Here is a 26,603-nt window from a genome sequence, read left to right as displayed (position 1 = left end):
AATGTTGGTTTGGAAAGCAATGCCGTCAATCACAGAGATAATGTCTTCTATCTTGTGTGCGCTTTGTTTAATGGAGTTCATGGTGTTGACGACTTGACCGACGACTTCTCCGCCTTTGACGGCGACACCTGAACCTGCGCTGGCTAATTGATTGGCTTGTTTGGCAATTTCAGCATTTTGATTAACCGTTGAAGCTAGTTGCTCCATGCTGGCTGCGGTTTCTTCCAAGCTTGAGGCTTGCTGTTCTGTGCGACTTGAGAGGTCTGTGTTGCCTGAGGAGATTTCTCCTGCTGCCGTGTTAATCGCCTCACTAGATTCTCTGACTTGAATAATGACTTCACCCATCTGATCCATCAACGCATTCACGCCTTCGCACAAGCTGGCAATATCGCCGCTTTTGCCTTCTAGTGGCACTCGGTTACTTAAATCGCCATTTTTCGCTTGTTCAATGACGCTTTGCGTTTCAGCTACAGCTGCTTGTAAGGTTAAGGCATTATTATGTTGGGCGGTAATATCAGTTGCATATTTCACCACTTTGAACGGCTTGCCATTCATATCAAAAATAGGGTTATAACTTGCTTGTAACCATATTTCTTTTCCACCTTTAGCAATACGTTTATATAGACCAAATTTAGCTTCACCCTTGGCTAAATCATCCCAAAAATCTTTATATTCGGCACTATTCTGGTGAGTTACATCGATAAACATGCGATGGTTGTTACCCACGATTTCTTTTTCGCTATAGCCTGTTACGCGACCAAAATTATCATTAACCGCGATAATTTTTCCTGTCAAATCAAACTCAATTACCCCTTGTAGTTTATCGATAGCGGCTATCTGTCCTGCATTATCCGCCGCTTGCAACTTTTGCTCAGTGATATCAATGGTGTAATTAGCAATTTTAGCTAGCTTGCCATTGACATCGTAAATTGGGTTATAAGATGCTTGAATCCAAACCTCTCTACCATCTTTCGCAATACGCTTATATTGGCCTGCATCGCTATTGCCAGCGGCAAGGCTAGCCCATAAGGCACTGTAAGCTGTGCTTTTTGCATACACAGGATCCAACACCATGCTTACATGACGGCCAATCAGCTCTTGTTCAGTATAGCCAAGCATCTTTAAATATACTTGATTCGCTTTTAGGATATTACCGTCCAGTGCAATTTCTATCACACCTTGTGAGCGATTAATCGCGGAAATCTGTCCTTCAAAATCAGCATTCTTGATTTTTTGCTCAGTCACATCTGTCGCATATTGCACCACTTTATAAGGCTTGCCTGAAGCAGATAAGATTGGATTATATGACGCTTGCAACCAGAGCTCTTTGCCACCTTTGCCAATACGTTTAAACTCTCCAGTGACTGCTTCTCCAGCGACAAGCTTTGCCCACATTTGCTTATAAGCATCAGTGTTACGCTCAGAAAATTCCACGTAGGCACTGTGGTCCTCACCTAACACTTCATTACGCATACACCCTAAAATATTAAGATAAATATCGTTAACGGCAATCACCTTGCCGGATAGATCAAACTCAATGACACCAGTTGAATTGCTGATGGCAGATAATTGCCCTTCATACAGGGCGGACTGCTCTTTGACTTTATCAGCCAGTTCTTTCGCTTCGTTTACATTGACGCTAAGCATCGTTTGTGAGATTTTCAACGCAGCCAACAAACTACTTAACTCATTATTGCCAGTCACATTAAAATCTGCATCCAGCTTATTCGATTTAAAATTGTCTAGTACTTTGGTGATGATAGACAGTGGCTTTGTGATCGAACGTAAAATAAAATATGCAAAGCAAGCTAAAAATCCAATCACAACAAACAAACCAACAATCGTTAAATTACGTGCTAATTGATAAGTCGCCACTGATGCATCGTTTTCAGCTTTTAATGCATCATTTTGATATTTGATTAATGCAGTCAAACTAGGACTAGCTGCGTCATATAACGCTTTAGCCTTAATTGAATATAACATTGACTTTTCGTAATCATTGTCACGCAATGATGCCACTGCTGGGAGCAATCCTTCCTTTACGAATGTTCCCCGTGCTTCTGCAAATTTATCTGCCAGTAATTGTTCTTCACCAGTAATATTTGTTTCCGTGTATTTTTTCCATAGCTGAGTAATTTCACCAATATTATGCTCTATAGAATCAGCGGCTTGGGAAGAAATCTCCGAATCCATCTCCATTGAAGACACACCATCATGATCCTTATAAGCCACCTCACTTAATGCGAAACGTAGAGAAGTTCTATTCTCTAACATCATGTTGGAAATTCGCCCCAAATCTACAATTGGCTGCATACGATCATTGTAAGTAGCCACCATACTCTGATTAGCTTGATCCATCTCACTTAGTGCCATCCAAGCCTGCGCCATTAAAATCACTGCCACAATACTGACGATTGCAATAAGACGTTGAGCTACACTAAAATCTAATAATTTGTATTTAAGCTTATTTAATAAGGTGTTAGGTACAACTTGACCTTCATGAATAACAAGATGCTGCGCTTTTCCTTCTTTAAATAGTCGATAAGCGGCATCTGCATTAGCTATTTGCTGTCGTGTTGGTTTTCTCCGTGCAGATAGGTAGCCCACCATTTGACCACCTTCAAAAATTGGCGCAACGTCAGCCCTTACCCAGTAAAAGTCGCCTTGTTTAGTTCTATTTTTAACTAAACCACCCCAAGGTCTGCCCAATTTTAAATTACGCCAAAGATCTTCAAATGCTTCAACTGGCATATCTGGATGACGTACTATGTTGTGACTAGTCCCAATTAACTCAGCTTCTGTAAAGCCAGAAGTCTTAATAAAATCTTGGTTTGCATAAGTAATGACGCCTTTAAGGTCAGTCTTGGTGAGCATAAACTCGTCATCACCAAACAACACCTCATTATTCGTCACTGGCATATTGATTTTCATTACGACCTCTTTAATTCACTTGAAAGTTATTTACTTAAAAAAACATTATCCCGATAGCACTTTAGCCAACCTCAATTTCAATTAACCCTTTTAGATTAGGCTCAAGTATTTCTTAAGACAAAGTTAGCTATTTAACATTATTAAAATAAGGCAGTCAGTGACTATTAAGTAAGGTAATTGCACTTAATTTTTAAAACTACTGAATAACACCATCATCAAACAAAGCCATTTCTTGGCTATTCATTAACTGCTCAATGGCTACAAGAATTAACATTCTTTCTTCATATGTTGCCAAACCGATAATGTATTGCGTATCAATACCAGTCACTAATGAAGGCATGGGCTCGATTTGAGCTTGATTTAATGCGATGACATCTGAAACGCCATCGACCACTATCCCCATGATACGTCCGCTAAAATTTAGAACGATCACTACCGTGAATTCGTTATATTCAATATTTTCTAAATTAAACTTAATGCGTAAATCTACTATTGGTACAATTTTCCCGCGAAGATTAACAACACCTTTAATAAAACTGGGAGTGTTCGGAATTTGTGTGACGGCGTCATAGCCACGTATTTCCTGTACTTTTAAAATTTCAATACCGTATTCTTCACGACCTAATAGAAAGCTTAGATACTCACCCGCTTCTGAAGGTAACGCGTCTGACAATATTACTGATGATGTGGTGTCCAAATCAGCCATTTATATAATCCATATCCATTTAGACAGTAAGTTACAAAATTTATAATACAAAAATATTAAATATGATATTAAATATGATATTAAAATGATACTTAATAAATTAAGCATTGTCTACAAGTGGATAATTAATTTTATAAAATATATTTACTCCTTTATTGAAGAAAATTATTTAATTACTGTGACTAAAGCTGGGAAATACGTGATAAATGTGATGATAATTAACACACTAAATATCAAATATGTATTAGAATTTCGCTTAATAATTGAACTATAGACTTATAAATTAACGGCACCCCATAAGTACCAACTAAAACCCAGTAAATCGTGGTATTGAAAATACATGACTAAATGAAACTAGCTATAGCTAGCTTTAATCCAAATGAACACTTAATTAACTTCTCAAAGTAGAAATATGTCTATAAAAAAATCAGCGCTTAAAACACTCGATTTAATGACAACGACCGACGTAGCAAAAGCACTAGGTGTTACGGTAAGGTCGGTACAGCTATGGGTAGAGCAAGGTGCATTAGAGGGTTGGAAAACACCAGGTGGCCACCGTAGAATCACCCGTGCTTCATTTAACAAATTCAACTCAAACGTTGCGCCTGCTGAACTTATAGTGACAACACACTTAAATGTTGTGGTTGTTGAAGATAGCTTAGCGATGCAAAAGCTTTATCAAATGACTATTGCATCTTGGCAGCTACCAATTGACATCAAGTTTGTATCAAACGGATGCGAAGGTATTATTTACGTCACCCAACACATGCCAGATCTACTCATTACAGACTTAAAAATGCCTGAAATGGATGGTTTTGCAATGTTAAAATCTTTACGTGATGTAGATGCGTTTTCTAAGATGGCAATTGTTGTTGTGACAGGTATGCAACCCCAAGAGATTGAGGAAAAAGGTGGCTTACCAAGAGGTGTTAGGCTATATGGCAAAAGCCCAGTGCCATTTTGGGAAATGCGTGAGTTAATGCAAGGTTTAATTGATAGAAAATTAGAAGCTTAGTCGCTTGAATACTGATAAAAAAATCCCCGCGGACGTTACTCAAATTATTGATGCTTGTCCTTTCGGTATTGTGACGGTTAACTCTGCCAGCATTGTAGATTATGCGAATACCGCATTTACTAAAATTACTGGCATTGAGATAGAGTCTATCCTCAATACACCTAACCATGTCATGTGGAAAACTTTACTGAAGTATTATTCAGTAGACGGCAATATGAAAACATATATTGGTGGTGTGTTGACGCTTAGAGCTAACAACTCACTCAACGTGGTGAGATTAAGCTGTCAGTTACCAAAACAAAGTAACACGAAACAGATACTTTATTTTCAAGACATTACTGCAGAGTCTGAAGTTGATCGAATGAAAAGTGAGTTTCTGTATTCAGCAACGCACGAACTGCGCAACCCTATTGCAATCATTTTTGGATTCTCTGAACTGCTAATCAATAACGAGTTTGATCGTACGGCTTCGCTTGATATTATTGAAACAATTCATCAGCAGGCAAAAGATCTCAACCACCTGACAAATGAGCTATTAGACATTGCAAGAATAGAATCTCGCAAAGGTAAGGATTTTGCGATATCAGAGGAATCTGTCGGTAAAATACTGCTCACCATTGAAAAAGAATGGTGCGGCAGAGTTGGCAAGGAAAGAATCAGACTAACATTACCATCACAAATACCCAATGTATTAATAGATAAAGACAAAATAAAACAAGCAATTACGAACGTAATGAGTAATGCTTGTAAATATTCGCCTGAAGATAGCGTAGTTTCTATCGATATCGCTTTAGATAAAGTCATGTCTGACAGCATGATTGGTATTAGTATTCATGATGATGGTTTTGGCATGTCAACTGAAGATATCAGTCATTTATTTGAGCGATTTTGGCGATCAGATCGATTTAGACACATAGCAGGCACTGGCTTAGGCATGTCTATCGTAAAGGAAATTATTGAATATCATCAAGGTGCTATCGATATTGTCAGCGTAGTTAACCAAGGGACTACAGTGACAATATGGTTGCCCGTCTACATTGATTTAGCGTCTCTGGAGTGACAGAGACTCTCCGAATTAAACCAACGATCAATTAAGTAAGACTAGCTATAGTCCATATGTGATAACACTTGATGCGTCCAAATTAACGCCTCATTTTGGCAAGCCATGATTACACCTTTACTCGTATGCAATTTTTCCGAATAGTTGGCTACACGCTCAAATTCAGCCGCCTCGAGTGCTTCAGCCAATGCTAACAGCCCCCCAGCCAATCCAGCCCTATTCAGCAGTGCGTCTTGTATTGTTTTGGCTAGGCTCATTTTGTTCACAATGCTTTCCATCGTGTCATTAAGTAACATGTCAGCCAAAGATAAAATGCCAGTAATAAAAACAGCATCATGATGCACGATTGAACCGTGATGATTACATTGCGTACTCATTAGCTCCATAAATTTTGCACGCCATATAACTGTGTAAAGCAACATTGTCGGCATTTTTACATGACTATCAATGACATAGAGCATCACTTGCAACCAGCGCATGATTTGTCCTCGCCCCAAAATCATAATGGCATGCCTAATCGAACTTATTTCTTTTCCAGCACCAATTGCAGCTGAATTTACCATTTTAAGCATTTGTAAACTTAACGCAGGATTTTCTCTAAAGAACCCTTCTAACCTAGCATCACAGCCATCTGAATTTAACTCTGCAATCACCTCTAAGATTGTATGCACGCTCAAAGGCAACTCTTTATTTAAGTTTACTTTCATCCCCTGATAGTACCGGCCTTGAAGAAATTTGATACTTAATAAATCAGCACGACTTTTATCTTTATCATCATTTACATCTGTAGCTAAAATATTGAGAGATGGAGAACGCAACGCTTGTATTAATCGATAGCTATCGTCATCATTAATATTAACTTTTACATAAGCCATATAAGGGATTAGCGTTGCTAGCTGATCAGATGTAGCCTGAGCGCCTGTTGCTAAGCAATACCCAGAACTGTATAGCTCTGATAATCGATTCAATAACGCTGGTAATATAAACTCACACTCATCAAGCTCAAATACAATCCTATCCATAGGCAATGTAGCATTGACCTCGTTCATCAGAAATAGCTGATTAACTTTTATAAAAATCTTATAGTTAGTCATCAAATCGTTAGATTCAGCACCTAAAAGTGGACTTAGTGCTGACATAACATTTTGCGAATGATTGTTCACTCCCATTTGAGTTTCATCAATCACTAATGCTATCCCCACCATGTTGCTGTGTTCATCAGTGATGGGCTGATAGGAAACCAATACATCTTGCATTGCCAACTCCTAGCTTAAATTTAACATTCACATGCGATTCATTTACATCATGATTAAAACAATTTGAAATTTGGATCTTGTGTTAGACGTGCCAACAATGTTTTTAACACGATAGGACTAAATGGCTTGATTAGATAGGTATCAGCACCCATATCAGCCCCTTGATGAATATCCTTAGCCTGCCCTTTACCTGTTAATAATGCGATGTATGTATTTTTAAGATGTGGATCGTTTTTCACTGCCTTACAAACCTGAAATCCATTCATTTCACCAGGCATCATAATATCCAGTAAAACAATATTGGGGCGCCACGCTTTAATTGCATCTAAAGCATCCACACCATTAGATACTTCTTTAAGCTCATAAGCGTCACCCGCAAGCGTAAGTTTCAGCAAGTTGCACACCTCTGGATTGTCATCCACAATTAATAACTTACAAGCCATTCTTATTGAGCCCTAATTGATATCATATTTATTAAATAACGCTTAATTACAATCATCATTAACATCACATTTTTTGGCTTATCAAGCCATTCATAAGCAACAAAGCATTTTTTCTATAAAAAACTGGTTATATATAACCCTTACTTCAGTAAAGTCATCATATCTCCCATATACAACCATTTAATATAAAACGCAATTGTAATAATATTACACTTTATTTGATAAATTTGATAAATTTGATATTTAATGTAACAATTAAGTCGTGCACTAATGCAATTTAAAAAGTGCGTTCATAACTAATATTAAATAGATGGGGTGAAAAATGGAGAGAATGTTAATTGTTGATGAAGGCTATGATTTACATAACAGCCTATTGCTCACATTTGGGTACGATGAATATAAAATCACCCAAGCAATGAACGAAAAACAAGCAATCAAAGTAGCAGAAACTGAACATCCTGAAATCATCATCGTAAACTTAACGAGTGATAATGAAAGTGAGCTAGCAACTTGCAAAAAGCTAAAGTCTATTCCTCAGCTTCATCATAGCCATATTATTTTGCTCACTACGCAATATCAGCAAGATGAAACATCAAAACACATTGAAAGTGTTGCGAATTATTGTCTGCCTAAACCATTTTGCCCAAATAACCTTACCACAGTACTCACTGGGATTAGAAGCAAGAAACTACTGAGTTAACCAATAGTATTAAAACAATGCTGAATACCTCTACAAATAATCCTTTTGATAAAACTCAAAAGGATTATGATTGCTAAATTAGAATAAGCTAAACACCATCATCAACGCGATAGATAAGCTGATGAGACCGAAGGTAAGCTTAGACAGGTAAGCTGAAATTTTATGTGAGATTAATTTTCCTACTAAACTACCAATCAGTGCAGCTAACACAAACGGAATCGCAATATGTAGATTAATGCCGGTGTAACTTGCATAAGAAATAACACCTACTAATGAAACTAATGCGGTCATTGTTAATGAGGTCGCCACTACCATTCTATGCTCTAGGTTACTAATTTTTAATAGGCTGGGCATTGCGACAAAACCACCACCAACACCTAATAAACCAGAAATAAAACCAGCAACAGACCCAGTCAATAATAATCGTTTAGTACAAGATGCGGTCCAAAACAACCTAGATGTTGCAGGATTCAATTCACAGGGTGTTGGACTAGTTGGAAACAAATTATCTTGTAAATAACGCGGACTTTTAGCGGCGACTAAAGCTTGCCACCCTACATAAAATAGTACTAAAGTAAATAAAATTTGTAGCCAAAGAGAAGGTATTTTCTGTGCAAGAAAAACACCTATTGGTGCCATGATAATGCCCATTAAGGCCAGAAGTGCAGCTGCCTTATATCTAACAACACCTTGCTTTAATCCAATCATCGCAGCTGTCCCTGCTGCTACGGAAACTGCTAACAATGCTATCGGTGCAGCATCTTTAATGCCCAAATTTAAAAAATACATCAACAATGGTAGTGACAGTATTGCACCACCCGCGCCAGTGATGGACATCAGAAAGCCAATCAATACACCTAATAAGATTGCGATTAGATTAGGATCAATCATGATTTTCTAATGCTAACTTGCACATCGTTGATGCACGATTCCCTGTTTTACAAAATCCTAATATTGGCTTTGGCGCTTTTGCATAAGCTTCTCTAAACTTTTCTAGCTGTTGAGGTTCAATGTTATTGGGAATCACAGGAATATGCACATAACTAATTCCATGGCTAAGTGCAATCGCTTCTAAAGCTTCACTTTTTGGTTGCTCAGCACTGCCCTCAAAATCAGGGCGGTTGTTAATAATTGTTTTAAAACCCAAACTGGCAATTTCTGAAATATCATCTACTTCAATTTGGCTGGTATAACTAAAATCATTATTTAATTGATTGATGTTTAAAGTCATTTTCTAATCTCCTGATTTCATACAAATTTCTTGGTATAGTACGTTCATAATTGCTAATGCTGATGTGCTAGATATCATGTAATAAATACACTTACCTTCTCGGCGTGTACTAACCAACTTAGCATTTCTTAGCACGGTTAATTGTTGTGATAATGTGGGTTGCTTTATTTCTAGAATCTCCTCTAGCTCACTCACTGACTTTTCACCTTGCGACAACTGACATAACAACATTAGTCGGTCACTATTCGCCATCACTTTTAATAAGCTTGTGGCTATTTCTGCTGACGCTCTCAGCTTTTCAAAATTTACTTCTTGTATTTGCATGACACAAACTCTATTTAAAAATATTATATTTAATTATATAATATTAAGTTACAATGTAACAACACCTTTTGAAAGGAATATCATGTTTAAGCAATTTTATGATGAGACCTCATCAACACTTACTTACCTAATTGCCGACTGGGATAGTAAACAGGCCGTTTTAATCGACCCTGTTACCGATAATATTGATGAGTACCTTCAACTGATCAATAAGCATCAATTGACCTTAGTTTACTCATTAGAAACACATGTGCATGCCGACCATATTACAGGTGGCGGAAAACTAAAATCGATCACAATGGCAAAAACAGCCGTTAGCATAGACTGCGGTGCAGAAACTGCAGATATTCAGCTAAAAGATAATGATGTGATTACTTTTGGTGATGAACAAATAAAAGTCATTGCGACACCAGGCCACACTGCTGGTAGCATGAGTTTTTTATGGAAAGATCGCCTATTTACTGGCGATAGCTTGATGATTAATGGCTGCGGCAGAACCGACTTTCAAGGTGGAGATGCTGGTAAACTTTACGACTGTATCACCAGTAGACTTTTTACTTTGGCAGATGAAACATTAGTCTACCCAGGTCATGATTACAATGGTAGGCGCGTTAGTTGTATCGCCCAAGAAAAACTCATTAATCCACGTTTAGCCAATCAATCGAGAGAAGCGTTTATTGAGATTATGAAAAACTTAAATTTACCTAAACCTAAAATGATTGATATTGCAGTGCCAGCAAACCGTCAATGCGGCGTACCTGAGCCACAGCAAGGATAAAGCGATGGAAAATTTCACCCCCATACAATCGCTAATTGGCGGTTTACTGATTGGATTGTCTGCATCCATCCTGATTCTATCAAGCGGGAAAGTTGCAGGCATCAGTGGTATTGTTGCAGGTTTAATGCAATTTAAGAACACGCCAAAAGAACACTATTTATGGAGAGTACTGTTTATTGCAGGCTTACTTATCTCAAGTGCTCTCTATGCCCTATTTACCCCTTTACCTGTATCAGAGATTTCAGCCTCTTACTCTACACTGCTTATCGCAGGGTTATTAGTAGGCTTTGGTACCAGAATGGGCTCGGGCTGTACAAGTGGGCATGGCATATGTGGCTTAAGTAGATTATCTTTGCGCTCGCTACTAGCAACCATCAGTTTCATGCTTTCAGGGTTTGTAGTGACCTATGTATTGATTCATGTAATTTAAAAATGGAAATAATCTAAATGATGAAAAATATGAATACATTGATTGCAGGCATCATTTTTGGCATAGGCCTTATTTTGTCAGGGATGACTAACCCATCTAAAGTGATTGGTTTTTTAGACATTACAGGCAATTGGGACCCTAGCCTTGCCTTTGTAATGGTAGGCGCTATATTGGTTGGATTTTTTGGCTTTAGAAGAGCTGAAAAAACAAACACAACGCTATTCAATGAACCTATTCACTTACCAGGAAAGTCGCATATTAATAAAGAACTGATTATCGGCAGTTTCTTATTTGGCGCAGGGTGGGCGCTTGCAGGGTTCTGCCCTGGGCCAGCAATCGTTGCTTTAGGTGCTGGATATAAAGAAGCCCTTATTTTTGTCATTGCCATGTTATTGGGTATGTTGATCCATGACAATTTATACGAAAAACTAAAATAATGGTGTGCTTTTTCAAATAATTACGCAATAGAACCAGCCTGTCAGTTGTTGCTTGATAAGCGATTAAGCATCAACTGATAATTACTACATACCTACTCAACAAAGCTTCCGATTATAGCTAGTCCGCTAAATAATGGCAGTATTTGTAGGTTGAAGCGTCAACGCTCACCGTCGTCATTCCCGCATACGACTTCACATGTGCTTTGACATATGAGCCAGTCATTGGCTTCCCCAATTTTATATGCCACTAAAGTGGCAAGAAAAGTGTGAAATAGTGCAGTTTACAGCACATATTCCATGGGCAAGCCAAATGCTGGCTTAGCACTTAGTGAATCGGAGTGCCTGTGGTGCGTAGGCGGGAATCCAGACTGCGTGAATACTAGCTTTTTATACAATAAACTACCATTCGTGACCATCACCTTGACTGGATACCAGCCTACGCTGGTATGACGTTATTTGTGAGATTAACTATAAACTTAAAATAGCCCAGCCTGTTTCCTGACAACAGGTTTAGTGTCCAGCACGGAAAAGCCCTTTCTAGCGCGCTTCGATAAATACTTCGCCAACACTTCACCTTCTATTACTTTCGTTTTATTTTTCACGACTATCGTGGCTGCTTGCCCATCACTCAGCTCGATACGAGACAAAGACACCTTGTCTGGAATATCCATGATGCGCACACCCTTACCACCATTTGGATACTCATTCACTTCACTAATAGGGAAAACTAACAACTTATTCTCTGTTGAGGTCACCGCAATATGTGTGCGCTCATCCAGTTTAATCGGTTGCAGTATAGTCGCCTTATCTTCTGGCTTCATGAAGGCTTTACCCGCTTTTGGTCTTGCCACCAAGCCTTTTAAAGGCGCAATAAACCCGTAGCTATTAGACGTAGCGAATAAGTATCTATCATCATCTTTACCTGAAAGCGCATGGACTAATTTAGCGCCATTCTGCACCTCGATAATTGAGCTAATGGGTATGCCATCCCCTTTGCCACCTGGTACTGTAGATGCATCAAATGCGTAACATCGACCATTCGTATCCAACAACACAATTGGCAGAACTGTGCGCGTTTCTATCACTGCAAACTCGCCATCTCCAGCTTTCCAAGTAATTGAATCACGCTCGACACCATGCCCTTGCCTTGCTCGAATCCAACCATTTTTAGAGATTAAAATAGTCACTGGCTCATCAACAACAAAAGCTTTCTGACCACCCTGCGCACGTTCAACTGGCTCAATCAATGTACGTCTATCATCACCATATTTTTCTGCATCTTGCTTAATTTCTTTTGCGGTCAATCTGCGCAACTTGGTATCACTACCTAAAATCGTTTGTAAACCATCCGCTTCTTCGCGTAAATCTTTCAACTCTTTTTCAATCTTAAAGCCTTCCAGTCTAGCTAACTGGCGCAAGCGAATTTCCAAGATATCTTCCGCTTGTATCTCACTTAACTGAAATGCTGCAATCAAATCTGCTTTGGGCTCATCTGAATTACGAATGACCTTAATCACTTCATCAATATGCAGAAAGGCGATCATGCGCCCTTCTAAAATATGGATGCGCTTATTAATCTTGTCTAGGTCAAACTGGCAGCGCCTGCGCACCACGTTAAGACGGAATGCAATCCACTCTTTAAGAATAGCAATCATGCCTTTTTGTGCAGGGCGCCCATCGGTACCAATCATCACCATATTAACTGGGCATGACACTTCCATGCTGGTATGCAGCAACAGAAAAGCCATTAGTTCGTCACTAGACACCTTACTGGTCTTGGGCTCAATAATCAGGCGAACATCTTTTTTACCTTCACTTTTTACCGTATCAATCATACTCAATGCAGATTGCTTCACCAGTAATTGGTCTTGATCTATCGTCTTTTTATCTTTTTTCGGCTTCGGGTTTGAGATAGCGAGTATCTCATCCTGTATCGTTTCCACAGAAACGCCGTGTGGAAGCTCATGAATAATAATACGCCACTGACCACGTGCCATTGGCTCTACTATCCACCGCGCACGTAATCTTAATGAGCCACGCCCTGTTTCATAAGTAGATAGAATATCTGCCGTTTGCGTAATTAACTGGCCACCACCAGGGAAGTCAGGGCCAGGCACATGCTGCATGAAGTCCGCAGTGGTACAGTTCGGATTCTCCATAATATGCAACACAGCGTTTGCAATCTCACGCATATTATGTGGCACCATTTCAGTTGCCATGCCCACAGCAATGCCCGATGCGCCATTCAATAGCATCATCGGCAAACGCGCTGGCAACAGCACTGGCTCTTGAAAAGCACCGTCGTAGTTATTCTGAAAATCTACCGTGCCTCGATCAATTTCAGACAGCAGTAAATCTGCAATTGGCGATAGTCGCATTTCGGTATATCGCATCGCGGCAGCGCCATCACCATCACGTGAGCCAAAATTACCCTGTCCGTCAATCAGTGGGTAGCGTAAGGTAAAGTCTTGCGCCAAACGAACAGCGGCTTCATAAGCAGAACTATCACCATGTGGATGGTACATACCCAATACGTTACCAACTACACGAGCAGACTTCACGGGCTTGACCCCAGCCACCAAGCCCATTTCCTTCATCGCATATAAAATACGGCGCTGTACTGGTTTCTGGCCGTCTTCTACAGAAGGTAATGCACGGCCTTTTACTACAGAGACGGCATAAGCTAAATAAGCCTCCTCTGCATACTCACCAATGGGTACTGCATTTTCTTCGTTATTATTTTCTAGCATACCTGTATCCATTAAACATCCGCCTCCACATCATTACCACGACGTTCCATCCATTCTTTTCTTGCGGCTGACTCATTCTTTGCCATCAACATATCAAACATCTTCAATGCGCCGCTCACCTCGCCTTCTGGTAAACGGACCTGTATCAAGCGTCGTGTATCAGGGCAAAGCGTGGTTTCCCACAGTTGCTCAGGGTTCATTTCACCTAAGCCTTTAAAACGTTGGATGCTAAGCCTTTCTTCAGCTATACCTTCACGTTTAAGCTTTTCTATCATCGACATTTTTTCAACATCATCAGACACGTAAATCTTACGTAAAGGTTTATTCTTGCCTTGGGCTGGCACGTCAATACGATACAAAGGGGGTTGCGAGATATACACATGCCCACGCTCAATCAACTTAGGTGCATGTCTTAGCAGCATGGTGAGTAGCAACACCTGAATGTGCGAACCATCTACATCCGCATCAGACAAAATACACAATTTACCGTAACGTAAACCAGAGAAGTCAGGGTTGTCTTTTAGCGTATGTGGCTCAATACCAAGCGCGACAAAAATGTCATGCACCTCAGAGTTAGCAAAGATGCGCCCAGCATCCACTTCCCATGTATTTAATACTTTGCCCCGCAATGGTAATAAAGATTGAAACTCATTGCTTCTTCCCATCTTTGCACTGCCGCCAGCTGAGTCACCCTCTACCAAAAACAACTCCGCTTCCATCGTGCCAGCCGCCTCACAGTCAGTGAGCTTTGCTGGCATCAGGTTAATACCTGTGGTTTTACGCTTCTCAATTTTCTGTGTGGATTTATTACGGGCAGCAGCTGTACGATTCACTAAGTCAGAAATACGTTTGGCATGATCTACATTCTGTGTCAGCCAATTTTCCATCATCGGCTTAATCGCAGAAGCCACCATTTTCATGGCGTCTCGATTCGTCAGCTTTTCTTTAGTCTGCCCCTGAAATTGAGGATCTAACACTTTAGCTGCCAATACATAATAAACGTTATTCCAAACGTCTTCCGATGAGACCTTTACGCCACGCTGCATCATACTGTGATGCTCCATGAACGACTTAACCGCTTCAAACACCCCGTTACGCATACCAGCCTCGTGCGTGCCGCCAGAGAGCGTAGGAATCAGGTTCACATAAGACTCACCACGACCGCCACCAGCACCGAAAGATAATGCCCATATCGCACCCTCACCTTTCGAGATGCCATCTGTATTGTCATGATGATAGAACTCACCTGAGATAATTGGGATAGACACTTCATCATCCACTACTTCGCGTTCACCAATCAGCTCATCCAAATATTGCGGTAAGCCATCCACATAAGTCCATGAGCGCTCTTCAAAACCATCCGCACTTTCAATAGAAAGTGTCACGCTAACACCACGCAACAATACGGCTTTTGATTTAATCAGGTGTTCAAGCTGCTGAATGGAAACTTTAGGCGAGTCAAAGTATTTAGGGTCTGGCCAGCACTTTACCGTTGTGCCTGTGTCGCGCTTAAGACACTTCCCGACCTCTGTTAAGGGCTCAATACAATTGCCATTTTCAAAAATAAGGCCATGAACCTTGCCATCACGCTTAACTTTCACCTCTAATCGTGTAGACAATGCATTGGTGACAGAAACACCTACGCCATGTAATCCACCAGAAAAACGATACGAGCTATTTTCATCCTCTTTATCAAACTTACCGCCTGCATGCAGCTGCACAAATACCAGCTCAACCGCTGGCTGCGTTTCACCCTTAGGAATCTCGACAGGAATGCCACGACCATTATCAGACACCTCAACCGCACCATCTTTGAAAATGGTGACATTAATACTGGTAGCATGGCCTCCTAATGCCTCATCAGCCGCGTTATCGATCACTTCTTGAACAATATGTGTAGGTGAGTCAGTTCGGGTATACATACCAGGTCTGGCACGCACGGGCTCTAATCCTCTTAATACCTTTACCGAATCTGCGTCGTATTCTTTTTCTGCCATCGATCTAACCTTTAACATTGATATTTCAAGTGTAATTTATCTAAGCTTATTTTATAAAACTAAATTTACATTTAGCAAGCTAAGTAATATTTTGCATTATAGAAGCCATCAGGTCACAACTATAAATTTCACAATCACTCCTTAATCAGTCCAAGTCGACCAAGCAATTAATTGACATATCGTAATATTTGATACTAAAATGATAAATATGGAAATTTAAACTATATTTAATAAATATTTAATCAGGGCAACAATACATGTCAGCAACTAATACGCATCGTTGGGAACTATTAAATGTTGATATTAAACTATCTAGGTTTCAGGTGTTAGACAAGCTAATTAACAGCAAAAAACATTTTTATGTGGCGAATATTAAATCTGTCACTCTCGAAGCTAACAATGCTTATGTAGAAACATTGACAGGAAAAACAATGCTAGTCCGCTTAGCAACAAATGCCAGACGTATACATAACCCAACAAGTAAATAGCGACAATTTAATCCACAAATATAAACCAATGGAAATATCATGGAAGATAAAAAAGGCTGCCTTTTAATAGGTGAAGGTGTAAGTTTAAACGGGAACATTACCTTACCAGGAACCATATATGTTTATGGTCATGTCAGTGGGGAAATTGTAGCTAACGAAATACATATTGGCGAATCGGGGAATGTGTCAGGAAACGTCACCGTTACAATTGCAGATATCAAGGGAAAGCTAGCGAACTCCATCAGAGTCGAACAAACATTATCCATAAGATCAACTGGAGAGGTATCAGGAACAATAAAATATCAATCTCTAGAAATTGAACATGGAGGTGTTATTGATGGCGAAATTGAGAAATTAAGCTTAAATAATGACTCGACAGTTATCACAAAAATACAAATAAGTGACTCAGAAGAGACTGACCATAAAGAATAATCATGTTAAATTTTTTAACAAAAATTAAATATCTAGCTATTTCACCAATTATTTTACTATCAAAATATTGGCATTATAACTATCAAGACTTACGGATTATATTCGAACAATCAAACATTCTACATTGCTATTTCATTACCGCTAATCAACAAAGGTTAATGGCAAAGATGTTTATCAGTGCAGTATGTATCTTAGCCACAACATTTGTAGGATTAATTCTTCACAATAGCATTTCAGCATGGCAGTATAAAAAATTAGAAATATCAAAATTACAATCAGATAAAAAAAGGCAAGAAGCTTTGACTGCGCTGAACGTACTCGCAGAAGACCCATTATCTAATTACAAAAAAGAGTTAACTCAAAATCAACTAATTGATATTGCACATCTTTATCGTGAGCGCTCAAACAATATGCAAACCATAGTAGAGTTTTCCTCAAGCCAGCTTAATCAAGCAAAAAAAATGTTAGAACAAGGCCTAATCGCATCTGGCATTCAACCAAATAACATTAAAAGAGTTAAGTTATCCAGTCAATCGAACAGATATGCCATAGGCGGAATTTCAAAAGAATACACGCTAGATGACAAATCAAGCGATGCACTGGAAGCCTATAAACTTAACCTATCAGAATACGAAGCAATGAAAAAAATTTACCACTCTCTTCCCAAAAGTTTACCAGTTAAAAATGCATTAATTTCTTCCCAGTTTGGGCTAAGGGTACACCCTATTACAAACAAATTAACGATACATGAGGGCGCAGACTTTCAGCCATCTAACGATGTTTTTGCAAAGTCAGCGCTAGCAGGGGTCGTAGAGAGCGTGCGGCTTTCGAACTCAGGTTATGGCAACATGGTCGTGCTTCTGCATGAAAACAATGTAAGAACACTATATGCTCATCTAGATTCAATATCAGTAAAACCTAAACAAAATATTAATCAAGGTGAAGTATTAGGAAGAATTGGAAATACTGGTGCATCCACAGGGCGGCATCTACACTACGAAGTTTCTATTAATAATATCAAAGTTAATCCATTAATCATAACGGCCATGGCAAAAAATGTTCAATAAATTCAAAACTCATAAGCAAGATGATCAAGAGCAAACTAGCTCTTTGGAAACTATTGAGGACGACTCAAACCAATACAAAACCTCAACAACCTTTTTAACCCATAAGCTAAATAGTGCGCAAAAACCGACTATTATTAGTGAAGAGGCAACTTTCGAGGGCTCTCTAGTATTTAATGAAACACTGCATTTAGACGGAAAATTTACGGGGAAAATAAAAGCTAACAAAATCACTATTGGCAAAAGTGGTCACTTCAATGGTGCACTTGACGCAACGACAGTGATTGTTTTTGGCGATTTAAAAGGTGATGTTAATTGTAATGACTTGAGCTTAAATGCAGGAGCACATGTAGATGGCAATATATACTACACGACCTTAAAAATGCAAATGGGAGCACACATCTCAGGAAAATTAATATGTAAAAAAGAAAGCTTCACTACATAACCACTTCTGACTAATTACTCTTCACAAAGGCACCCCATGAACATCAAATAGGCCTTCAAATAGTACAGAACTCAAATAACGCTCACCAGAGTCAGGTAATATCACAACAATGGTCTTAGCTAAGTTTTCTGTTCGTTTTGCATAGCGGACAGCCGCTGCAACTGCTGCACCACAAGAAATACCCGCGAGAATACCCTCTTCCTTTGCCAATCGCTGGGCATAAAGCACAGCCTCTTCATTCGTCACCTGAGCAATGTCATCCACCAATGACATATCTAATATTTCTGGAACAAAGCCAGCACCTATACCCTGTATTTTGTGTGGTGCTGGTTTAAGCTCTTCACCTGCTCGCTTCTGACTAAGCACTGGGCTAGATGCAGGTTCTACTGCCACTGAAATGATGGCTTTCCCTTGTGTATTTTTAATATAGCGAGAGATGCCAGTAATAGTGCCACCCGTGCCTACGCCAGACACTAAAATGTCGATTTTTCCATCAGTGGCATCCCAGATTTCTGGCCCTGTGGTTTTTTCATGAATCGCTGGATTTGCTGAGTTTTTAAATTGTTGCAGTAACACATAGCGGTTAGGGTCAGACGCTGCAATTTCCTCAGCTTTGGCAATGGCACCACTCATGCCTTTTGCACCCTCAGTCAGTATAAGTTTTGCACCATAAGCCACTAGTAGCTTACGTCGCTCTATGCTCATAGTTTCAGGCATTGTAAGTGTTAACGGAATCCCTCTCGCCGCAGCCACAAAGGCTAAGGCAATGCCAGTGTTTCCACTTGTGGGCTCAATAATCTCTTTGCCTGGGCCTAACAGCCCTCGTTGTTCTGCATCCCATATCATCGCAGCGCCGATACGACACTTAACAGAGTAGGCGGGGTTACGCCCTTCTATCTTGGCAAGCACTGTTGCAGCCGCACCATCTGTCACTCTATTTAATTTAACCAGCGGCGTATTGCCAATAGATTGAGCATTGTCTTCAAACCAATTTGCCATGAGAGTTCCTTTTCCGATTAACTAGCCTATCAATCAATATCTAGTTGCTATTTATAATTAAGATAGTCTATCAATTTTGTTTTGCACCTAAAAATAACTGATAGGTATTTAATTACAACTAAAAAGAATAAAAGAATTGATAAAAAACCACAACATAGTTTTGATACATTCAATAAGCATGATGCATTTTACTATTCTCCAATTACATCATTAAGCATTGAAATCTACACTTAACTAAAGAAAAACCTATAGCTAAAACAACTCAGCCTGCGCGGCAGGTGGCGCATTTAATAGTGCCTCGATATCTATCTCAAAAACCCCTAGCTTTCCAGCACATGGCATCAATGGTAATGACCTAGGCTGTTCGAATAAAAACCCGTAGTGCCTGCTGTCAACACCTTTAAACTGAGCACGGTATAAACGGCTTACCGTATCAGGCAGCTCATCTGGCCTACTACAGAGTATCAAATCTGCGACGCCAACAATACCGCCGAACTCCAAGTTTTCTTTAGCAGGTAATGGAATATCAGTATTCGCTTTTAGATAATCATAGTAAACATCATACAAACCTTTGCTTGCATGAATTAATATAGGACCACGATACGTAGTCCCCCATGTACGATCATCCACCATCAAATAACCGTTCGTAATCAACCATGCAAACGGCTGCTTAAATGAAAGTGCTTGATAGCACCCGTTGATTGCGCCCGCTTTTAATCTTTCAATCTCAGTCATTGCTCTGCTTTTATTCACAATACTACATATCAAACCATATTAACCAAAATACACCACTACTGAAACTACTTATCAACCTTGTTGCAAATAACGAATTCGTTCAACAGCTCCATGCGTAATGTTTGTAGACGTTCACCAACACTGTAAAAGCATCACACTTACTCCATCAACGCCACAGACTTCACCTGCACCCAGATAGGCAGCCCAGGAACAATTGCCAACGTTGTCACAGATCGCTTAGTTAGTCTGGCAATCAAATTAGATTCCCCAACCCGAACCCTTACCAGCGCTAAGCCTAGATGCTCATCATCAGAGACAGCGTCCACGACTCCAGAGAGAAGATTAAGAATGCTGCTGTGTTCTTGTGGTTGCGTGGCAAGGCTCACATCACTTGCGTGAATGCGCACACGGACTCTGTGACCTACAGCCAAGTGATGATCGCGCGTCCACAGGCTACCGCCTGCGAACTCTATACGTGCAAGATGCCATGTCTCGTCACGCTCTGCCACAACGGCATCCAGCACCACGCCTGCATCTTGGCCTAATCGGATGGGTAGATCAAGACGTGCCATGGTCTCAACCAGAGGTCCATGGGTAACAACTTTACCTCCATCCATCACGACAATGTGATCAGCCAGCCGAGCAACTTCATCAGGAGAATGGCTGACGTAAAGCACTGGGATATCAAGTTCGTCATGTAGCCGTTCGAGATAAGGTAAAACTTCCTGCTTGCGTTTGAGATCAAGTGCCGCCAGCGGCTCATCCATGAGCAAAATGCGTGGGGCAACTGCCAGTGCACGTGCAATGCCGACGCGTTGTCGCTCGCCACCAGATAGGTGGTCTGGTTTTCTGTCCAGTAGATGACCGATACCCAATAATTCTACTGCTTGATCAAGAGCGGGGTTGCGAATACCCGATGTACGCTTCAGGCCATAGTGCAGGTTGCCAAGTACGGACAAATGCGAAAACAAGCTGGCGTCCTGGAACACATAACCTAAGGGGCGTTGATGCGTAGGTAGCCAAGTGGTTTCGTCCTGCCACACCTCCCCTTTGAACGAAAGATAACCTTGTTTTGCACGCTCCAACCCAGCAATGCAACGTAACAACGTAGTCTTGCCAGAACCAGAGTGACCAAACAGCGCAGTCACTCCACGCTCGGGTAGATTAAGATCAACATCAAGCGTGAACCCAGGCCATTCGACATTGAATTTTGCCTTGAAACTACTCATTTCACGCTCCTTTCTTCGGACTATGCCGCCACACGTACAGCGCCAGCAGCACCACGAAGGAGAACACCAGCATGACCGCAGCAAGTTGATGTGCGTGCATATATTCCAATGCTTCTACATGGTCGTAGATCTGCACCGACGCCACGCGGGTTTGCCCAGGGATGTTGCCGCCAATCATCAGCACTACGCCGAACTCGCCTACGGTATGTGCAAACGTCAAGATGGACGCAGACAAAAAGCCAGGGAGCGCCAACGGTACCGCAACGGTGAAAAAAGCATCGATGGGCGATGCGCGCAAGGTGGCAGCTACTTCCAAGGGACGGTCGCCGACCGCTTCAAATGCTGTTTGTAGCGGTTGCACCATAAACGGCAGCGAATAGAATACCGAAGCCACCACCAGCCCCCAGAACGTGAACGGCAAAGTGCCAAAACCTAGGGATTGTGTGAATGCCCCCACGGGTCCGTTCGGACCCATCGCCAGCAACAAGTAAAAACCGAGTACCGAAGGCGGTAACACTAACGGCAATGCCACGACCGCACCCACTGGCGCTTTCCACCATGCGCGAGTACGCGCCAGCCACCATGCAATCGGCGTGCCGATGAGTAGCAAAATTAAAGTAACGATGCCAGCCAACCGTAAGGTCAGCCATATCGCTTGTAAGTCGCCGTCGCTTAACATCATTTGTATTTTCTTTTCATCACTTGAATTCGCTTTTATATCAAACGCTCTGCCCTTGTTCTGGCGCAAATATAATCATCATCATTGCCTGCAACGCCACTATTGCGCCAGTAACATCCCAAGTTGTCGGTCTGATGCCTTCAATCATCCACAGCCACAAAATTGCGACAAAAATATAAGCGCCACCATCAGCCGCATAGATTCGTCCTGCGGCTACGATCATACTTAACACCGCTGGAACAAGCATCCAAACACTCACCCCAGTTTCAGCCAGATATAGAGTAAAAAGTTCAGTGTACAACTGTTTACTCTGGCAACACAAAGCCGTATTTCGTCATCACTGTACGCACAGATTGACTACCCATGTAATCGGCAAAACGTTTAGCAAGTGCGTTATTTTCAGCGCGTTTGGTGATCATAAAACCCTGTTCCAGCGGTTGGTGCAACTTCTTTGGAATCAGCCAATAACTCCCCTTTTTTGCCAGTTCTGGGTTAACTGCAAGCGACAAAGCAATGATGCCCACCTGAGCATTGCCAGTTTGTATGAACTGTGCCGTATGGGCAATATTTTCTCCATACACAAGCTTGGTCTCAACCTTGTCCCACAGATTGGTCGATCGCAAAGCCTCCTCCGCACGCTTGCCATAAGGCGCATGCTTAGGGTTGGCAATAGCGATGTGAGCAATTTTTCCATCTAGCAAACTCTCCAGCGTCATTTTAGAGGCATCCATGTTTGCGCTCCATAATACGATGCGGCCGACAGCATAAGGTTTAACCTCGGAAGCAGCCAAACCAGCCTTAGCAAGCGCTCGTGGAAAAGCGATATCTGCAGAAAAATATAAATCATAAGGGGCACCCTGCTGGATTTGCGTATTGAACTTGCCAGACGAGCCATAAATAACCTCCACCTCATCACTGGTATTAGTTTTTTTGAAAGCTGTGACTATTTCATCCATGGCAAACTTAAGGTCAGCAGCAGCAGCTACCGTAATTTTTTCTGCGTGAGCTGACAAACTCAATAATACATTAAAGACAAATAACAGCATTTTAAGTAGTTTCATGGTAATTCTTCTTTTAAATTAAATGCATAACCGTATGAACGGATAACAGCTTTAACTACATCACCCTTGAGATAGGTCAGTAATTCAGCCAATGCTGAGCTACATGATTATTCTTCAAATCGCTGTCTACTACTTCTACTACCTTACATTCCTTTTGCTAGGTAAGCTCCCGAAATATTTCAGCGAGATGCTAGCACAGTACCCCATTAGTCAATTTCTTACTGCATAATTTATTACTGCATATTATTAAAATACAAGGTGATAATTATGTATTAAACCTCGTATGACTAAAATTTTGATATTGTTTGATTCTGAAATTTCTTCTTTTGGTAGAGTATAGAGTTTTCAAGATGACCAACCTATAGATCAAACCTTGGTAAGTCAGTAAACAGATCCATGGACTGCCTTATTAAATTAAGTCGAGGGTTTACAACCAAACATTGATTCCGCTATGCTCCATTAAAGCTAGATAACTGAATATCATTGAATAAATAAGAATACCTATGACACAAAAAAGCTACCTATCAGCCATTGCCGCTTTTGACAAAGCCAACGCAGAAGACCCTAACATAGAAGTATCAAACGGCAAGGAGTACCCAAAAGAATTACTCTACGCACAACGCATGACTGAGATGCAAGAAATCTATGCTCCAGAAGCATCTGAAGCGGTAAAGTTGGCGGTGCATGCGCAGCATATCCAGCGCTGGAAGAGTCCACGTAGTGACTTTCCTATGGATAGACAAGGCTATTTGCAATGGCGCACAGGCTTGTATAAGTTTCACGCAGAAACTGCTGGGAAGTTAATGAAGTCAGTTGGCTATGACGATGACACCATTGAACACGTCCAAGCGATTATCGGTAAAAAAGGTTTAAAAGTTAACCCTGAGACACAGTTGACGGAAGACGTAGTAGGATTGGTTTTTATCCAATATTATATGCTTGCATTTGCTACCAGCCACCCAGAGTATGACGAAGACAAATGGATAAAAATCATCAAGAAAACATGGCAAAAAATGTCGCCACGTGCACACGAATTTGCCTTGGCTGGAAAAATACAACTACCAGAAGCTTTAAAACCGCTGATACTTAGGGCGATTCAACCCGCTGATTAATTCTGCACTGAATTATTCAGAAATCCGTTCACATTAAGCTTTTAGTAAGACTTCCCTGCAAAACAGGTTGGCCGCACTTAATGCCTATAGTAGAAAAAATGTGAATAAACTCTTGCGTTTTGACAGGTTAAGCACGAATTATTATTCGTTTTAATTGGTGCCTGTTCAATAAGCTAGAGCCTAAACACTGTTACATCTAATACTTTCCCTGTTGCTACCTGCTCATTTTGTCGGCAATGCAAAATTGTCGGTGGTAATCACCCGTTACGTTAAACAAATATAGCCATTTACAGCGTTAATTTTCACTGCTTTGGTGTGATAAATGTATGTGATAAGTGATATGTGGTAAAAATCGAAGGCGAAAATTACCTAACTTATTGATTTTATGGAAATAGTCAGACTGGCGGAAGAGGCGAGATTCGAACTCGCGATAAGGTTACCCCTATGCCACCTTTCCAGGGTGGTGACTTAAACCGCTCATCCACTCTTCCGTTAGGGGGCGAATTATAGTGCAATTTAACGTAAAAGCCTATTTGGTCGTACGTTTTTATTCCCAGATTAATTAGCTTGGTCTTCCAAAATAAATGTATCAAGAAGGCCTTTACCTTTAACTTCTACGCCTGTCCGTAATGAAAACTGATAATCATGTGTTAATAGGGTTTTTGTCTCTTTAGAAACTTGAATTTTATTAGGCAAGCTCGTTTCTTCCATACGGCTCGCCATATTGACGGTATCACCCCATAAGTCATAGCTAAATTTACTACTACCAATCACGCCAGCAACCACAGGTCCGCTATTAATACCAATCCGCATCCCTAAATCTATCCCTATTTTTTCTGACAGTTCTTTAAGTCCTGCTTGCATCTCCAGTGCCATGCTCATCATACGGTGAGCATGATCTTGACATATAACAGGCGCACCAGACACCACCATATAAGAATCTCCTATTGTTTTAATCTTTTCGACTTGATATTTATCTGCCAGTTGATCAAACCGTAAAAATATCTGTGAAAGCAAATCGATTAACTGCGTAGGTGACATTTTGTCTGACATCTGCGTAAAGTTAATCAAATCAGCAAACATCACCGTCACACTTTCATAATGGTCAGCAATGCGCATATCATGCGCTTTCAGTCTTTGTGCGATGGGTGCTGGCAGGATGTTCAGTAAGAGCGCCTCTGACCTTGCCTGCTCAATTTCAAGAGAATGCATAATGCGTTCTTTTTGCGCTTGAAAAAAGCGTAAAACACCATACAAAATCGCGGCTGTTCCGGTGATATTCATCAAGAAAAAAGTATTTTTAACACCGCTTGGAATAGGCATTGCATTGATAGCAAAGTAATTATTCATTTCCCAAGAGAGAAATGCCAACCCTATAAAAAGCAAGAACCATGGGGTTGACTGGCGCGTACCTAAAATCATTAATGCGCCGACTGGTGACAAAATAGCCCAGATTGCAACACCACTAGAGGCCTCAAACCCACCAATCACCCATTGCATAAAGAAAGGCATCACTAACAACATGACCAGTTGCGTAAAAGTGAAATACTCAAACCGCTTGGAACGATAAAAAATGAATAAACTAAAGTAAGAGATAATCAGATAGAAATATGGAACTGCCGCGATGACGGCATAACCCTCACCAAGACCAGATAAAGTGTATATCCAAAAGAAACTAACCAACGTTTCAGCAACCACTAATATAGATAAAATAGCCTTACCTAAACTTGTAGAAGTTGGATTAAATAAACCATCCCAAAAGCCACGTGCAAATATTGATGAGTTTGCTAGATCAGCGTGCATATTTGAACATTAAAATACAATTTTTGTAAAATCGATAGTTACACTATAACTTATGCATCTCTGTTTTTCTATTTCTAAATTAATCAATGTATTAAATTACTTTGAAACCAAAAATAAAATAGTGCGTCATACACAAGTTAAGCAAAATACCGAAATTTAGAAGTCAAAAATTACAAGTATAGAATCACAGATTCTTGTCTCAATAAATTCATTAATTTTATAAATGCTATCGACTAATGCTTGATTTGCAAGCGCCTTAGGGTTATTGTTTTGAGGTGGCAGTGTTTACGAAACCCTTTTATTTACAAGCACTTTAAGCATTTATAACAACAACAAAGTTTATTGATAAATATTAGCGGCTTAACAACAGGAATCACTATATTAACGATAGAAAAACTATAGGAGTTGGCATGAGTTTAGATTTATTAAAAGGTCTTGGCGTAAAAATACCTTACAAAGCTAAATATGATAATTTTATTGGTGGTAAGTGGGTTGCTC

The 26,603-nt window shown here is 40.4% G+C and carries 27 protein-coding genes and 1 tRNA gene; 11 read left to right on the top strand and 17 right to left on the bottom strand.

From position 1 onward, the window contains the following. Together Q7U33_RS01070 and Q7U33_RS01065 are read right to left on the bottom strand one after the other, a co-directional pair. Nucleotides 1-2,931, bottom strand: a 2,931-nt coding sequence (locus Q7U33_RS01070; protein ID WP_304857691.1) for a PAS domain S-box protein, incomplete at its 3' end; no start/stop codon positions are given. 196 nt (nucleotides 2,932-3,127) lie between these two features. After that, nucleotides 3,128-3,637, bottom strand: a complete 510-nt coding sequence (locus Q7U33_RS01065; RefSeq protein WP_304857689.1) for a chemotaxis protein CheW — start codon at nucleotides 3,635-3,637, stop codon at nucleotides 3,128-3,130. 412 nt (nucleotides 3,638-4,049) lie between these two features. Here Q7U33_RS01065 and Q7U33_RS01060 point away from each other — a divergent pair, with 412 nt between their 5' ends. Together Q7U33_RS01060 and Q7U33_RS01055 are read left to right on the top strand one after the other, a co-directional pair. After that, a complete protein-coding gene (locus Q7U33_RS01060; RefSeq protein WP_304857687.1) occupies nucleotides 4,050-4,652 on the top strand; it encodes a response regulator in 603 nt (200 codons plus the stop codon). Between the two features lie 4 nt (nucleotides 4,653-4,656). Then, nucleotides 4,657-5,712 carry a HAMP domain-containing sensor histidine kinase gene (locus Q7U33_RS01055; RefSeq protein WP_304857685.1) on the top strand — a complete coding sequence of 352 codons (1,056 nt, stop codon included), beginning with the start codon at nucleotides 4,657-4,659 and terminating at the stop codon, nucleotides 5,710-5,712. A 41-nt stretch (nucleotides 5,713-5,753) separates the two neighbouring features. On the opposite strand, the gene Q7U33_RS01050 is transcribed toward Q7U33_RS01055, so the two are convergent. Next, a complete protein-coding gene (locus Q7U33_RS01050) occupies nucleotides 5,754-6,968 on the bottom strand; it encodes an EAL and HDOD domain-containing protein (protein WP_304857683.1) in 1,215 nt (404 codons plus the stop codon). A 53-nt stretch (nucleotides 6,969-7,021) separates the two neighbouring features. Beyond that, the gene (locus Q7U33_RS01045) at nucleotides 7,022-7,411 is read right to left on the bottom strand and encodes a response regulator transcription factor (protein WP_304857681.1); all 390 of its coding nucleotides are present in this window, start codon (nucleotides 7,409-7,411) and stop codon (nucleotides 7,022-7,024) included. 322 nt (nucleotides 7,412-7,733) lie between these two features. Here Q7U33_RS01045 and Q7U33_RS01040 point away from each other — a divergent pair, with 322 nt between their 5' ends. Further along, complete coding sequence (locus Q7U33_RS01040; RefSeq protein ID WP_304857679.1) at nucleotides 7,734-8,111, top strand: response regulator; 378 nt, start codon at nucleotides 7,734-7,736, stop codon at nucleotides 8,109-8,111. A 78-nt stretch (nucleotides 8,112-8,189) separates the two neighbouring features. On the opposite strand, the gene Q7U33_RS01035 is transcribed toward Q7U33_RS01040, so the two are convergent. The 3 genes from Q7U33_RS01035 to Q7U33_RS01025 are packed head-to-tail and all read right to left on the bottom strand — an operon-like array spanning nucleotide 8,190 to nucleotide 9,666. After that, entirely contained in the window at nucleotides 8,190-9,002 is an 813-nt protein-coding gene (locus Q7U33_RS01035; protein ID WP_304857677.1) for a sulfite exporter TauE/SafE family protein, read from the bottom strand. Further along, nucleotides 8,995-9,342 (bottom strand): TIGR01244 family sulfur transferase, encoded by a 348-nt coding sequence (locus tag Q7U33_RS01030; protein ID WP_304857675.1) that lies wholly within the window; start codon nucleotides 9,340-9,342, stop codon nucleotides 8,995-8,997. Before Q7U33_RS01030 ends, Q7U33_RS01035 begins: the two co-directional genes overlap by 8 nt. Before the next feature lie 3 nt (nucleotides 9,343-9,345). Continuing rightward, nucleotides 9,346-9,666 carry a metalloregulator ArsR/SmtB family transcription factor gene (locus Q7U33_RS01025; protein ID WP_304857673.1) on the bottom strand — a complete coding sequence of 107 codons (321 nt, stop codon included), beginning with the start codon at nucleotides 9,664-9,666 and terminating at the stop codon, nucleotides 9,346-9,348. Nucleotides 9,667-9,748: 82 nt separating this feature from the next. Between Q7U33_RS01025 and Q7U33_RS01020 the strand changes: the two genes are divergently transcribed. From Q7U33_RS01020 to Q7U33_RS01010, 3 genes are read left to right on the top strand one after another with little or no spacing between them, the layout of a single operon-like run. After that, entirely contained in the window at nucleotides 9,749-10,444 is a 696-nt protein-coding gene (locus tag Q7U33_RS01020) for an MBL fold metallo-hydrolase (protein WP_304857672.1), read from the top strand. A 4-nt stretch (nucleotides 10,445-10,448) separates the two neighbouring features. Then, nucleotides 10,449-10,874 (top strand): YeeE/YedE family protein, encoded by a 426-nt coding sequence (locus Q7U33_RS01015; RefSeq protein ID WP_304857669.1) that lies wholly within the window; start codon nucleotides 10,449-10,451, stop codon nucleotides 10,872-10,874. A 17-nt stretch (nucleotides 10,875-10,891) separates the two neighbouring features. Beyond that, entirely contained in the window at nucleotides 10,892-11,311 is a 420-nt protein-coding gene (locus Q7U33_RS01010) for a YeeE/YedE family protein (RefSeq protein WP_304857667.1), read from the top strand. Nucleotides 11,312-11,787: 476 nt separating this feature from the next. Here the strand turns inward: Q7U33_RS01010 and parC are convergent, their stop codons facing one another. Beyond that, nucleotides 11,788-14,073, bottom strand: coding sequence for a DNA topoisomerase IV subunit A (gene parC, locus Q7U33_RS01005; protein WP_304857665.1), 2,286 nt, complete (start codon nucleotides 14,071-14,073; stop codon nucleotides 11,788-11,790). Continuing rightward, on the bottom strand, nucleotides 14,073-16,058 hold the full coding sequence (locus tag Q7U33_RS01000; protein WP_304857663.1) for a DNA topoisomerase IV subunit B: 1,986 nt from the start codon (nucleotides 16,056-16,058) through the stop codon (nucleotides 14,073-14,075). The genes parC and Q7U33_RS01000 overlap by 1 nt, the downstream gene beginning before the upstream one ends. 257 nt (nucleotides 16,059-16,315) lie before the next feature. Here Q7U33_RS01000 and Q7U33_RS00995 point away from each other — a divergent pair, with 257 nt between their 5' ends. The 4 genes from Q7U33_RS00995 to Q7U33_RS00980 are packed head-to-tail and all read left to right on the top strand — an operon-like array spanning nucleotide 16,316 to nucleotide 18,487. Further along, the gene (locus tag Q7U33_RS00995) at nucleotides 16,316-16,546 is read left to right on the top strand and encodes a hypothetical protein (protein WP_304857661.1); all 231 of its coding nucleotides are present in this window, start codon (nucleotides 16,316-16,318) and stop codon (nucleotides 16,544-16,546) included. Nucleotides 16,547-16,585: 39 nt separating this feature from the next. Further along, nucleotides 16,586-16,978: a polymer-forming cytoskeletal protein gene (locus Q7U33_RS00990; protein ID WP_304857659.1), complete on the top strand. Its 393-nt coding sequence runs from the start codon at nucleotides 16,586-16,588 to the stop codon at nucleotides 16,976-16,978. Between the two features lie 2 nt (nucleotides 16,979-16,980). Next, the gene (locus tag Q7U33_RS00985) at nucleotides 16,981-18,045 is read left to right on the top strand and encodes a M23 family metallopeptidase (protein ID WP_304857657.1); all 1,065 of its coding nucleotides are present in this window, start codon (nucleotides 16,981-16,983) and stop codon (nucleotides 18,043-18,045) included. After that, entirely contained in the window at nucleotides 18,035-18,487 is a 453-nt protein-coding gene (locus Q7U33_RS00980; RefSeq protein WP_304857655.1) for a polymer-forming cytoskeletal protein, read from the top strand. Before Q7U33_RS00985 ends, Q7U33_RS00980 begins: the two co-directional genes overlap by 11 nt. Nucleotides 18,488-18,508: 21 nt before the next feature. Here the strand turns inward: Q7U33_RS00980 and cysK are convergent, their stop codons facing one another. The 6 genes from cysK to modA form a co-directional block, all read right to left on the bottom strand. Continuing rightward, nucleotides 18,509-19,486 carry a cysteine synthase A gene (gene cysK / locus Q7U33_RS00975; RefSeq protein ID WP_304857653.1) on the bottom strand — a complete coding sequence of 326 codons (978 nt, stop codon included), beginning with the start codon at nucleotides 19,484-19,486 and terminating at the stop codon, nucleotides 18,509-18,511. 252 nt (nucleotides 19,487-19,738) lie between these two features. Then, nucleotides 19,739-20,221, bottom strand: a complete 483-nt coding sequence (locus Q7U33_RS00970; protein ID WP_304857651.1) for a hypothetical protein — start codon at nucleotides 20,219-20,221, stop codon at nucleotides 19,739-19,741. Between the two features lie 158 nt (nucleotides 20,222-20,379). After that, nucleotides 20,380-21,450, bottom strand: coding sequence for a molybdenum ABC transporter ATP-binding protein (gene modC, locus Q7U33_RS00965; RefSeq protein ID WP_304857649.1), 1,071 nt, complete (start codon nucleotides 21,448-21,450; stop codon nucleotides 20,380-20,382). Between the two features lies 1 nt (nucleotide 21,451). Next, on the bottom strand, nucleotides 21,452-22,129 hold the full coding sequence (gene modB, locus Q7U33_RS00960; protein WP_304857693.1) for a molybdate ABC transporter permease subunit: 678 nt from the start codon (nucleotides 22,127-22,129) through the stop codon (nucleotides 21,452-21,454). A 40-nt stretch (nucleotides 22,130-22,169) separates the two neighbouring features. Beyond that, entirely contained in the window at nucleotides 22,170-22,430 is a 261-nt protein-coding gene (locus Q7U33_RS00955; protein WP_304857647.1) for a hypothetical protein, read from the bottom strand. Between the two features lie 4 nt (nucleotides 22,431-22,434). Next, the gene (gene modA / locus Q7U33_RS00950; RefSeq protein ID WP_304857645.1) at nucleotides 22,435-23,190 is read right to left on the bottom strand and encodes a molybdate ABC transporter substrate-binding protein; all 756 of its coding nucleotides are present in this window, start codon (nucleotides 23,188-23,190) and stop codon (nucleotides 22,435-22,437) included. Nucleotides 23,191-23,693: 503 nt separating this feature from the next. On the opposite strand from modA, the gene Q7U33_RS00945 reads away from it, so the two are divergent. Then, a complete protein-coding gene (locus tag Q7U33_RS00945) occupies nucleotides 23,694-24,302 on the top strand; it encodes a DUF4202 domain-containing protein (RefSeq protein WP_304857643.1) in 609 nt (202 codons plus the stop codon). Between the two features lie 401 nt (nucleotides 24,303-24,703). Here Q7U33_RS00945 and Q7U33_RS00940 read toward each other — a convergent pair. Beyond that, nucleotides 24,704-24,793: transfer RNA gene (locus tag Q7U33_RS00940), tRNA-Ser, on the bottom strand. Nucleotides 24,794-24,860: 67 nt separating this feature from the next. Beyond that, nucleotides 24,861-26,105, bottom strand: coding sequence for an adenylate/guanylate cyclase domain-containing protein (locus tag Q7U33_RS00935; RefSeq protein ID WP_304857641.1), 1,245 nt, complete (start codon nucleotides 26,103-26,105; stop codon nucleotides 24,861-24,863). Nucleotides 26,106-26,603: the final 498 nt, after the last annotated feature.

The organism is Methylotenera sp. (assembly GCF_030653755.1).
GTDB lineage: Bacteria > Pseudomonadota > Gammaproteobacteria > Burkholderiales > Methylophilaceae > Methylotenera.
This window is presented reverse-complemented; position numbering and strand designations above follow the sequence as displayed.